Raw genomic sequence first — 11,977 nt, 5'->3', positions numbered from 1 at the left:
AACATCATTGTCGCAGCCCCGACCCGCGGTCACGAGCGGGGGCTCCTATCTTTTTAGTGCCCTCGGATTGGGTCATAGTGTCTGTCGTTGACAAAGCATCGGCGTTCCCTTGGCTGTTGGATGTAGTCGTTGGGGACGTTCTTAAATGACTAGTTGAAAGGGACACTCTTGCCGGCACTTGGGGACAGTCCCTAAGTGCCGGCAGATTGGGACACTCCTTTGCAAGGTGGCGCTGAAGACCGTCCCCAACGACCAGTCGTTTAAGAACGTCCCCAACGACTAGCTCGGGAACCTGATCCTAATGCACTAGTTTCTGTCGAGTCGGTGCTTCTTGCGGGTTGCCCGTATAATGGTTTGCGTATGAACCGCAACCAAGGAGTTCCAGTTTATGGACCAGAGCCTTTTTAAATTCGACCTGATCGCCGAGGATCCGACGACGCATGCGCGTGCCGGCGTGCTGCACACCCCGCACGGCGACATCGAGACGCCGATCTTTATGCCCGTGGGCACCAAGGCAAACGTCAAGGGCATCCCCACCGAGACCGTCAAACAGCTCGGCGCCCAGATCGTGCTTGCCAACACCTATCATCTGTCCATGCGTCCCGGCGAGGACACTATCGCCGAGCTGGGCGGCCTGCACAAGTTTATGAACTGGCACGGTCCTATCCTCACCGACTCGGGCGGTTTCCAGGTGTTCAGCCACAACGACGCCGTCAAGCTCACCGACGAGGGCGTGCGCTTTATCGTCAACGACTACGACGGCCGCCACGTGTTCTGGACGCCCGAGGACAACATGGAAATCGCCATGAAGCTCGGCTCCGACATCTGCATGCAGCTGGACCAGTGCCCGGGCTATCCCGCCACGCGCGCCTACGTTGAGCGCGCGGTGGAGCTGTCGAGCATGTGGGCCGAGCGCTGCTACAAGGCTCACACCCGCGATGACCAGGCGCTCTTTGGCATCGTCCAGGGCGGCATGCATCTGGATCTGCGCCTGCGCTCTCTGCGCCATCTGGAGGAGTGCGGCGACTTCCCCGGTTACGGCATCGGCGGCTACTCGGTGGGCGAGGACCACGAGACCATGTTCGAGACCCTGGCGCCGCTTGTGAGCGAGTACATGCCCAAGCACAAGCCGCGCTACCTGATGGGCGTCGGCAACCCGACGACGCTCGTGCGCGGCGTGGGCGTGGGCATCGATATGTTCGACTGCGTGCTGCCGACGCGCACCGGCCGCATGGGCACGGCATTCTCCAGTGAAGGTCGCCTTAACTTCCGCAACGCGCGTTTTGCGCACGACGACGGCCCCATCGACCCCACCTGCACCTGCCCGGTGTGCACGGGCGGCTACAGCCGCGCGCTCATTCGCCACATGGTCACGCAGAAGGAGATGCTCGGCGGCATCCTGCTTTCGATGCACAACATCTACTACCTGCTCAACCTTATGCAGCGTGCTCGCCAGGCCATTATCGAGGGTCGCTATGGTGCATTCGTGAGCGATTGGATGAATAGCCCTGCCGCGGTGGATTACTAAGGGCGGCGCGGGCGCTTGCAGGCACTCGCGCGATGTCGAGACCGCGTGCCAATCGACCGCGCGCAGCCGTCGCCGGGCATCGCATTCGCCGGCGTCGGTTGCGCGACCGCTAACCGATAGCTTGCAAGCACTTGATACATCGTGGGTACCATACCGAATAGTTGATGTTCGGGCGGGTGTTTGGCGCATGGCGTCGACCCCGCCCGTTTTTCTTTTTCTCGATAGGAGTACCCATGATTAAGAACGAGAATGTCGAGGGCGAGCCTTCCTACGACGAGACGTACCGCCGCGGCCCCGTGGTCATGCGCGGCCCGATGATTCCTAAGGACAATACGTACGCTAACCTGCTGGCGCCCGAGGAGTCGACCGACTGGTTGCATGCCGATCCGTGGCGCGTACTGCGCATCCAGGCCGAGTTTGTCGACGGCTTTGGCGCGCTTGCCGAGCTCGGACCTGCGGTGACCATCTTCGGTAGCGCCCGCACGCCCAAGACCGATACGCTCTACAAGGCGGCGCGCACCGTCGGGCGTAAGATTGCCCAGCGCGGCGTGGCGGTTATCACCGGTGGCGGCCCCGGCATCATGGAAGCGGCCAACAAGGGAGCGGCGAGCGTCAACGGCAAGTCAGTTGGTTTGGGCATTGAGCTGCCGCACGAGCAGGGGCTCAACAAATACGTGAACCTCGGTATGGACTTCCGCTACTTCTTTGTGCGCAAGACCATGTTCGTCAAATACAGCTCGGGCGCTATTGTGTTTCCCGGCGGGTTTGGCACGCTCGACGAGATGTTTGAGGTGCTCACGCTGGTGCAAACGCACAAGGTCAAGCGCATGCCGCTTGTGCTGGTAGGCAGCGAGTACTGGCAGGGCCTATTCGACTGGCTTAACGGTCCGGTGATGGACGCCGGTATGATCAGCCCGCTCGATCCGGAGCTGGTGCACATCACCGACGACCTCAACGAGGCCGTCGACATCGCCCTGAGCGGGCTGATGTAGAGTAGCTAAAATGGGACGGGGCTAAAAAGACTGGTCTGAAACGTTTGATATCAGTCTTTTTTGCCCCGTCCCAAATGAACTGCTTCTAAGTTGCGGTGGAATAGGGATTGATTTGCGGCTGATAAGCCAAAAACAGTCCCTATTTCACCGCAACTGATGTGGGCGTCCCTAGTGAGTTGGCTGGTAGCGGGGGCAGTAGCTGATGGCGATGGCATCGACGCCTACGTGGGTGGCGATGGTGCAGCCGATGGGGCCGGTGCCGGCGTCTACGTAGTCCTGGCCCGCGAGCGCCTCGTTGACAAGTTCCTGCTCCTCGGCGGCGCCGGTCGTGAGCACGCGCACGCTTGAGCCCGGGTGCTCGTCCAAAAACGCGAGGCAATCTGCCATGGTGTTGGCGACGATGCGCTTGGCGCCGCGGCCCTTTTTGATCGCCTTGATCTCGCCCGACTGCCACTCCGGCGAAACGGCCAGGCGAATGTTGAGCATATGCGTGAGCTGGCCGGCGAGCTTGGGCGCGCGGCCGTTCTTAACGAGGTTCTCGAGCGTGCGGGGAATCAGCAGCAGGTGGGCGTCGGGCAGCGTCGCGCGGATCTGCGCCTCGGTTTCGTCCAGGCTGCGGCCATCTTCGCGCATGGCCCGCGCATACTCCACCAGCAGGCCCTCGGCGCCCGAGCCAGTGCGCGAATCGATGCAGCGCACGTCGAGCTCGTGCGTTTCGGCCGTCAGGCTGGCGTTGGCATAGCAGGCAGACCACTCGCTGCATAGCGAGATAAAGATGGCACTATCGTGGCCGTCGGCGCGCACGCGGTCAAAGAGTGCCTTGAACTCGCCGGCGCTCGGCTGCGAGGTGTGCGGCAACTGCTCGGAACCAGCCATGCGGGCGACGTATTCCTCGGCGGTAATCTGCACCTGGTCGAGCAGGTCCTCGCCCTCGATAATCACATGCAGTGGAATCACGTAAATGCCGAGCTCTTGAGCACGGGCGGGGGAGATGTCCGACGTGGAGTCGGTTATGATGGCAAAAGACATAATTGCACCTTTCGTTGGGGCGCTTTCGCGCCGCCTTCTGAGAGCAAAGTGCGACAAGTATAGTGGAGTTGCTCTACATTGCTAGGTTCAATTGTTGAATAGTCAACAGTTTGAAGTGTCGGTGTGGAAATCATCAACTGGGGAAGAGGGATGCCGATGGCGGCATTACAGCTATGCGAGCGGCCGATTGTGTTGTTCGATTTTGACGGCACGGTGGCAGATACGGGTCGGGCGGTGATGACCTCGACGCGCAAGACGCTGGCTGCGCGCGGGTTTTCGGAGGCACAGATGGGCGATTTGCGCCGTATGATCGGGCCGCCCCTGTGGAAAAGCTTTCACGACTTTTATGGCTTCTCGCGCGAGGAGTCGCTGGTGGTGGCCGACGAGTACCGCGCCTTTTTTGATGAGCTGGGACCGGAAGAGTATCCCGTGTTCGACGGGATCCCCGAGTTGCTGGATGGGTTGGCCGCTCAGGGCAAGCGCATGGCCGTGGCGACGTCTCGCATGGAGGTGAAGTGCGTCGACATGGTACGTGAACTCGGGCTTTCTCAGTTTGAGGCGGTGGTTGGCATGAATCCGCCGCAGGGTCGCGAAATCAAGGCCGATTCGGTCCGCGACGCCCTGGCGGCGCTTGGCGCGATTGCCGATGAGGCCGTGATGATTGGCGACCGCTTTAACGATGTGGAGGGCGCGCACGCGATGGGCGTGCCGTGTATCGGCATCTATTCGGGCGCGGCGGCGCCGGGGGAGCACGAGGCCGCGGGCGCCGATGCGGTGGTGCACTCGGTGGCCGAGCTTGCTAAACTTTTCGCTATATAAGTATTTGATGTGAGGGGCGGCACACTTGCCCCTTACTGGTAAGGAGGTCGTCCATGAATCAGGTGGAGCAGAGCGTTACCGAGTACGTCGACGAGGTCTGGGAAGATGCCGTCGCCGATATCGAGCGGCTGGTGAGCTATCCGTCCGTGGCGGTTTCTGCCAATGCGGAACCCGATGCGCCGTTTGGCCGTCCGGTCCGTGATGCGCTCGATTGCGCGCTCGGCATCGCGCAAAAGCTCGGCTACCAGACGAGCGACGACGGGGGCTATGTGGGCATCGCCGACATTCCCGGCCGCGGTGACAAGCAGCTCGCGACCATTTGCCATGTGGACGTGGTGCCTGCCGGTCCTGGTTGGAACACTGACCCGTTTGCGATGGAGCGCCGCGAGGGCTGGCTGCTCGGCCGTGGCGTGATCGACGACAAGGGCCCGGCGGTGCTGTCGCTCTACGCCGGCGCTTATCTGCTCAAGCACGGCATTGTGCCGCGCTATACCTTCCGCGCGCTGCTGGGCTGCGATGAGGAAGTGGGCATGTCCGACGTTCATCACTATCTGGAGAACTACGCAGACCCCGACTTTCTATTTACGCCCGATGCCGAGTTCCCGGTCTGCAATGCCGAGAAGGGCCAGTTTGGGGCGACGTTTGTGAGCTCCAAGATCGACGGCGGCCGCATTGTGTTTTGGAGCGGCGCCGAGGCGAGCAACGCCATTCCGTCGCAGTCTATCTGCGAGCTCGCGATTGCCGCTGATGAGCTGCCGGCGCCGGTCGAGAACGCCGACCGCCTGGAGATTACGGCACTCGATAACGGGCATGCGCAGATTTTCGCCCACGGCATTGGCGGTCATGCCTCGATGCCCGAGGGAACGATCAATGCCGTCGGCCTGATCGTGGCGTATCTGCGCGAGGCCGAGGATGCGTTTGGTGCCCGCGGCGAGCGCCTGCTGACGCCTGCCGAGCACGAGTTTGTCAAGTTTTTGGCCTTTGTGCATGCGGACGCCTATGGCCGCGGCCTGGGTATCGACGCGACGAGTCCGGCGTTTGGCCCGCTCACCTGCAACCCCGGCGTCATCCGTGTGGTGGATGGCCATATCGAGCAGGTCATCGACGTGCGCTTCCCCGACAGCACGAGCGCCGATACCATCCGCGAGCAGCTCGAGCCGCTCGTGGGTCGCTTTGACGTGACGTATCGCTTGGGTCATGCAAAGGTGCCGTTCTCGGTGTCTGCCGATGATCCGGCCGTGAAGGCGCTTATCGATACCTATAACGAGTTTACGGGCAAGCATGCCGAGCCTTTTGCCATGGGCGGCGGCACGTACGCGCGCAACTTTGCCCGCGCCGTCTCGTTTGGCCCCGAGGAGACCGGTCTGGAGCTGCCCGCGTGGGGCGGCCAGATGCACGGCCCCAACGAGTGCGCCAACGAGGAGCAGCTCAAGCAGGCGCTCAAGATTTATATTGTGGCAATCCTGCGCTTGAATGAGCTGGAGCTGTAGGGCTTCCCCAGGCACCCGACCTTGCCCCTCAAACCGTCGCTTGCGTACCAAAGTACGCGGCGCTCCTCTTTCGGGGCAATCTCGGGCACCTGGAAAACCCCTATATCCTGCTTGGATACAAACTTGAATTACGAGCCCGGTGCTTTTGCCCGGGCTTTTTCTGTTGCGGTGGGATAGTCGTTGGCGACACTCCTCCGGTGTAAAAGGCGGGCCATGCTTGGCGGCGGGTTTGTTATTCGTTTGTAAAGCCGAGTCGCGCTTGCGGTAAGGGTCTATCAAATGACCGTAAGAAACCGCAGCTGGCGCGGGCGCTGCCCGATCGAGGTCGTATCTTTCCAAACAGCAAAGCGGGCAGGGTGCCCGCGAGTCGCATGTACGAAAGGAAGATCATGCTCGATCAGGCTTATTCTCGTCGTCAGTTCCTCGGCCTCGCTGGTGGTTTTGCCAGCATCGTCGGTCTCGGTCTCGTTGGCTGCGGCGGCTCCGGCGCATCCGACGCCGCCGACAAGGGTAGCGCCGCTGCTGCCGAGTCCGTCTCCGGCGAGGTGACCTACGACGGTGCCTCTTCGTTCCAGGCTCTCGTCGAGGCCGCTGCCGAGAAGTTCATGGATGCCAACCCGGACGTCTCCGTCTCCGGCTCGGGTAACGGTTCGGGCAAGGGCCTGACCGCTGTTGCCGCCGGCACCGTCACCATCGGCAACTCCGACGTCTTCGCCGAGACCAAGCTCGAGGCCGACCAGGTCAAGAACCTCGTCGACCACGAGGTCGCCGTCGTGGGCATGGGTCCCGTCGTCTCCAAGAACGTGACGGTCGACGACCTGTCCCTCGAGCAGCTCAAGGGCATCTTCTCTGGCCAGATCACCAACTGGAAGGAGGTCGGCGGCGACGACGCCACCATCGTCGTCCTCAACCGCAAGGCCGGCTCCGGCACCCGCGCCACCTTCGAGGCCGCCGTCTTTGGCGACGAGGCCGTCGACTTTAAGGGCGACGCCGAGCTCGACAAGTCCGGCGACGTCCAGACTCAGATGGGCAGCACCGATAACGCCATCTCCTACCTCGACTTCTCGCACTTCGATGACTCCAAGTTCAACGCCATCAAGGTCGAGGGCGTCGAGCCCAAGAGCAAGAATGTCACTGATGACTCCTTCAAGATCTGGGCTACCGAGCACATGTACTGCTCCAAGGACGCCGACGAGGCCACCAAGGCCTTCCTGGAGTTCATGCTTTCCGACGACGTCCAGGGCAAGCTCGTCGAGGAGCAGGGCTTCATCCCCGTCTCTGCCATGAAGGTCGTCAAGGACGCCAGCGGCAAGGTCTCTGCTAAATAAGTAATCGCCCCGGAAAGGTTTGCAATGGCAAAACAGCTGCCAAAGCGCGACCTTGAGAACGTGGGCCTGGGCGTCACGGGCGCGTGCGTAGCGCTCGTGACGCTTGTCGTTGCCGCGCTCATCTTTATGGTCGCCCAAAAGGGCCTCTCGGCTTTTGTCAAGGACGGCGTCTCGGTCGTCGAGTTTTTCACCGGCACCAAGTGGGACCTGGCCAACACAGCCGAAAACGGCCTGCCCTATACCGGCGCCCTGCCCCTGATCGTCACCTCGTTTGCGGTCATGGTGCTCTCCACGCTTATCGCGCTGCCCATCGCCATCGGCTCTGCCATCTTTGCGGTCGAGATTAGCCCTAAGTTTGGCTCTAAGATCTTTCAGCCGCTCATTGAGCTTTTGACCGGCATCCCCTCGGTCGTCTTTGGCCTGATCGGTTTTCACGTGGTCGTCGGTCTTATGAAGAGCGTTTTCCATGTGAGCACGGGCCTGGGCATCTTGCCCGGCGCCATCGTGCTGGCGGTCATGATTCTGCCGACGATGACCACGCTTTCGGTCGATGGCCTGCGCGCCGTGCCCGACGGCTACCGCCAGGGCTCGCTCGCGCTGGGCTACACCCGCTGGCAGACCATCTGGCACGTGGTGCTCAAGTCCGCCATGCCGTCGCTCATGACCGCGGTTATCTTGGGCATGACCCGCGCCTTTGGCGAGACGCTCGCCGTGCGCATGGTCATCGGCGGCATCGAGGCCATGCCGACGTCGCTGCTGTCGCCGGCTTCGACCATCACCACCACGCTCACCACGTCCATGGCAGTCTATGCCGAGGGCTCGGCCCAAGACGATGTTCTGTGGGCGCTCGGCCTGCTGCTGATGGGCATGAGTCTCATCTTCATCCTGATCATCCACCTTATCGGCCGCAAGGGGGCGAAGGCTCGTGGCTAGCACGCGTATCCACATCGACGAGGCGAGGCTCGGGCGTGTCCAAAAGCAGGACCGCTTCGCCACGGGCGTGTTGACGGCGATCGTCGCCATCGTCATGCTCATCGTCGTCTCCATGGTGGCCTATATCCTGTTCGAGGGCATCTCGACGCTGTTCCAGCCGGGCTTTCTCACGGAGCCGTCGCGCGCCAACGGAACGCAGGGCGGCGTGCTCTACCAGCTGTTCGACTCGTTCTACCTGCTGCTGATCACCCTGATCATCTCGGTGCCCATCAGCCTGGGCGGAGCGGTCTTTTTGGTTGAGTACGCGCCGGACGGACCCATCCGCGACATCGCCTCCACCGCCATCGAGACGTTGTCCTCGCTGCCTTCCATCGTCGTCGGCATGTTCGGTTTTCTGGTGTTCTCGGTGCAGCTGGGCTGGAAGTACTCCATCATCTCCGGCGCTGTCGCGCTCACCATGTTCAATATCCCCATCCTGGTGCGCGTGATCCAGCAGGCGCTCGAGGACGTGCCACAGGCCCAGCGCGATGCATGCCTGGCCATGGGCCTTACCCGCTGGGAGGCCACGCTGCACATCCTGATTCCCGAGGCCATGCCCGCCATCGTGACCGGCATCGTGCTTTCGGCCGGCCGTGTGTTTGGCGAGGCCGCAGCACTGCTCTTTACCTCGGGTATGAGCTCGCCGGTTCGCCTGAACTTCTTGAGCTTTAACCTGTCGAGCCCCACCTGTGCCTGGAACGTGTTCCGCCCTGGCGAGTCGCTCGCCGTGCATATCTACAAGATCTATGGCGAGGGCAGCCCCGAGGCCCAGCAGATCGTCTGGGGCACCGCGGCGCTGCTGATGATTTGCGTGCTGCTGTTTAACGTAGTCGCCCGTATCGTGGGCAAGCAACTGGCAAGGAGGATGACGGCCGAATGAGCGAGATGGGTGTAACGCCCGCAACCGAAGCGGCATCGTCCGAGACCCAGGACTTTTTGTCGAGCGTGGGGGAGAGCGAGAAGCGCGTGCGCGTGAGCGGCAAGGCCGTGAGCGACGAGGTCGTGCTCTCCACTAAGGACGTCAACGTGTACTATGGCGACCACCATGCCCTGCACAATACGTCGCTCGAGTTTCACAAGGGCGAGATCACGGCACTCATCGGGCCTTCGGGCTGCGGTAAGTCGACCTTTTTGCGCAGCCTCAACCTTATGAACCGCGAGATTCGCGGCTGCCGCGTGGAGGGCGAGATTAACTACCGCGGACGCAATGTGAACACCAGGACCGAGAACACGTACGAGCTGCGTCGCTCCATTGGCATGGTGTTCCAGCAGCCCAACCCTTTCCGCAAGTCCATTCGCGACAACATCACGTTTGCGCCCAAGCGTCACGGCATTACCGACCGTGACGAGCTTGATCGTATGGTCGAGGAGAGCCTGCGCGGTGCAGCGCTGTGGGACGAGGTCAAGGACAAGCTCGACAAGAGCGCCTACGCGCTTTCGGGCGGTCAGCAGCAGCGCCTGTGCATCGCGCGCACGCTGGCGCTCAACCCCGATGTGATCCTGTTTGACGAACCCTGCTCGGCGCTCGACCCCATCTCGACGTTGGCGATCGAGGACCTCATGTCGTCGATTGTGGCCGACCGCGCCATCGTCATCGTGACGCACAACATGGAGCAGGCGTCGCGTGTGTCCAACCGCACGGCGTTCTTCTACATGGGCGATATGGTCGAGTACGACGAGACCGACGAGATTTTCCAACGGCCCAAGGATAAGCGGCTGAATGATTACCTCACCGGCATGTTCTCCTAGTCCGGGACATGCTTGAGGCCCGCGGCGGCCACGGTTGTCACGGGACTGATTGGAGAGACGGGTCATCTCTTTTGGGAGATGGCCCGCCTTTTGCTCTGCGACCGAAACGACCGCCACAAAGGGGACAGGCGCCTTCGTGGTGGTTTGGGGTGGGGCTCGCTGCTATCATGGACAACGTTGAATTTCTACGAAGGAGCAGGGCATATGGCGATTCTTTTGGGATGCGATTCCGTCAGCCTAGAGTTTCCCACCAAGCATATTTTCGATAGCGTGACGCTCGGCGTGGGCGAGGGCGACCGCATTGGTATTGTCGGCAAAAACGGCGACGGCAAGTCGACGCTGCTGAGCGTGCTCGCCGGCACGCTGGAGCCCGATGACGGGCGCGTGACGCACCGTCGCGGCACCACGATCGGTCTGCTCGGCCAAAAGGACAACCTGGTCGATACCGACACCGTGCATCATGCCGTCGTGGGCGACACGCCCGAGTATGAGTGGGCGTCGAGTCCGCGTACGCGCCAGATTCTGGCTGGCCTTATTAGCGATGTGCCCTGGGAGGGCACGGTGGGCGAGCTTTCGGGCGGCCAGCGCCGTCGCGTGGACCTCGCGCGCCTGCTGATCGACGACTATGACGTGCTCATGCTCGACGAGCCCACCAATCACCTGGACATGCGCACTATCAACTGGCTCGCGCGTCACTTAAAGGCCCGCTGGCAGCGCGGCCAGGGCGCGATGCTCGTGGTCACGCACGACCGCTGGTTCTTGGACGAGGTCTGCACCAGTATGTGGGAGGTCCACGACGGCCAAGTCGACCCCTTCGAGGGCGGCTACTCGGCCTACATCCTGCAGCGCGTGGAGCGCGATCGCATGGCCGCGGTTACCGAGGAGCGCCGTCGCAACATGGCGCGCAAGGAGCTCGCGTGGCTAAGCCGCGGCGCCCAGGCGCGTTCCACCAAGCCCAAGTTTCGCGTGGATGCCGCTCGCGAGCTGATTGCCGACGTGCCGCCTGTGCGCGACGAGCTGGAGCTCAAGCGCCTGGCGGTGAGCCGCCTAGGCAAGCAGGTTATCGACGTGATCGACGTGGACGCCGGCTATGCGGATGCCGACGGCGCGCCCAAGCAGGTGCTCTCCGATGTGACCTGGCTTATCGGCGCGGGCGACCGCTATGGTCTGCTGGGTGAGAACGGTGCCGGCAAGTCGACCTTGCTCGACGTGATCCAGGGCAAGATCGCGCCCCTTCGCGGCCGCGTGAAGATTGGCCAGACGGTGCGTTTTGGCGTGCTGTCGCAGCAGCTCGAGGAGCTCGAGCCCTACATGGGCGACACGATCCGCGAGGTGCTCAGCAACTATAAGAAGTACTACGTCATCGACGGCAAGGAGACTTCGCCTGAGAAGCTTTGCGAGCGCCTGGGCTTTACGACGCAGCAGCTCTGGAGCCGCATCGGCGATCTTTCGGGCGGCCAGCGCCGTCGCCTGTCGCTGCTGCTGACGATCCTGGACGAGCCCAACGTGCTTATCCTGGACGAGCCGGGCAACGACTTGGATACCGACATGCTGGCGATTGTCGAGGACCTGCTCGATGGCTGGCCGGGCACGCTGATCCTGGTGACGCACGACCGCTTCTTGATGGAGCGCGTGACCGACCGGCAGTGGGCGCTGCTTGACGGTCATCTGACGCATATGCCCGGCGGCGTCGACCAGTACCTGCGCCTGTGCAACGCCACGGCCGAGGGCGAGCCCGTGGGCGCGCCGAGCGCCAAGACCGGCACGTTCGACACCGGCGCCGCAGCGATTGCAGCCGAAAAGCCCAAGTCGAGCGGCCAGCCCAATGGCCTTTCCAATGCCGAGCGCCAGAAGCTCCGCCGCGAGGTGAGCTCGCTCGAGCGCAAGATGGAGACGCAGCGCGCCCGCGTGGAGGAGGCCGAGGCCGCGATGGCCCAGGTCGATCCCACCAACTACACAGCGCTCGGCGAGCAGCAGGCAAAGATCGACGAGGCCCATGCCGCCATGGACGAGCTGGAGATGGCGTGGCTCGAGGCGAGCGAAAAGCTCGAGGGCGAGGAGTAAACGAGG

10 protein-coding genes are annotated in these 11,977 nt (G+C 62.4%); 9 read left to right on the top strand and 1 reads right to left on the bottom strand.

The window, feature by feature from the left end; genetic code table 11:
• The first annotated feature begins 388 nt into the window (after window positions 1-388).
• A complete protein-coding gene (gene tgt / locus DW180_RS05550; RefSeq protein ID WP_055285790.1) occupies window positions 389-1,528 on the top strand; it encodes a tRNA guanosine(34) transglycosylase Tgt in 1,140 nt (379 codons plus the stop codon).
• Between the two features lie 233 nt (window positions 1,529-1,761).
• Window positions 1,762-2,520, top strand: coding sequence for a TIGR00730 family Rossman fold protein (locus tag DW180_RS05545; RefSeq protein ID WP_117848647.1), 759 nt, complete (start codon window positions 1,762-1,764; stop codon window positions 2,518-2,520).
• Window positions 2,521-2,688: 168 nt separating this feature from the next.
• Here DW180_RS05545 and DW180_RS05540 read toward each other — a convergent pair whose 3' ends face one another.
• Window positions 2,689-3,549 (bottom strand): DegV family protein, encoded by an 861-nt coding sequence (locus DW180_RS05540; protein WP_118237793.1) that lies wholly within the window; start codon window positions 3,547-3,549, stop codon window positions 2,689-2,691.
• A 123-nt stretch (window positions 3,550-3,672) separates the two neighbouring features.
• Here DW180_RS05540 and DW180_RS05535 point away from each other — a divergent pair, with 123 nt between their 5' ends.
• From DW180_RS05535 to DW180_RS05505, 7 genes are all read left to right on the top strand, one after another.
• Complete coding sequence (locus tag DW180_RS05535; RefSeq protein WP_233504640.1) at window positions 3,673-4,368, top strand: HAD hydrolase-like protein; 696 nt, start codon at window positions 3,673-3,675, stop codon at window positions 4,366-4,368.
• A gap of 53 nt (window positions 4,369-4,421) precedes the next feature.
• A complete protein-coding gene (locus DW180_RS05530) occupies window positions 4,422-5,858 on the top strand; it encodes a M20 family metallopeptidase (protein ID WP_117770184.1) in 1,437 nt (478 codons plus the stop codon).
• A 389-nt stretch (window positions 5,859-6,247) separates the two neighbouring features.
• A complete protein-coding gene (locus tag DW180_RS05525) occupies window positions 6,248-7,186 on the top strand; it encodes a phosphate ABC transporter substrate-binding protein (protein WP_117770185.1) in 939 nt (312 codons plus the stop codon).
• Window positions 7,187-7,210: 24 nt separating this feature from the next.
• A complete protein-coding gene (pstC, locus tag DW180_RS05520; protein ID WP_006235426.1) occupies window positions 7,211-8,119 on the top strand; it encodes a phosphate ABC transporter permease subunit PstC in 909 nt (302 codons plus the stop codon).
• The gene (gene pstA, locus DW180_RS05515) at window positions 8,112-9,038 is read left to right on the top strand and encodes a phosphate ABC transporter permease PstA (RefSeq protein WP_117770186.1); all 927 of its coding nucleotides are present in this window, start codon (window positions 8,112-8,114) and stop codon (window positions 9,036-9,038) included. The genes pstC and pstA overlap by 8 nt, the downstream gene beginning before the upstream one ends.
• Window positions 9,035-9,907 (top strand): phosphate ABC transporter ATP-binding protein PstB, encoded by an 873-nt coding sequence (gene pstB / locus DW180_RS05510; protein WP_199411381.1) that lies wholly within the window; start codon window positions 9,035-9,037, stop codon window positions 9,905-9,907. Before pstA ends, pstB begins: the two co-directional genes overlap by 4 nt.
• Window positions 9,908-10,111: 204 nt before the next feature.
• Window positions 10,112-11,971: an ABC-F family ATP-binding cassette domain-containing protein gene (locus tag DW180_RS05505; protein WP_118237791.1), complete on the top strand. Its 1,860-nt coding sequence runs from the start codon at window positions 10,112-10,114 to the stop codon at window positions 11,969-11,971.
• Window positions 11,972-11,977: the final 6 nt, after the last annotated feature.

The organism is Collinsella sp. AM16-21 (assembly GCF_003471905.1).
Taxonomy (GTDB): domain Bacteria; phylum Actinomycetota; class Coriobacteriia; order Coriobacteriales; family Coriobacteriaceae; genus Collinsella.
The sequence above is the reverse complement of the archived record's forward strand: the minus strand, read 5'-3'. Positions and strand labels throughout refer to the sequence as shown.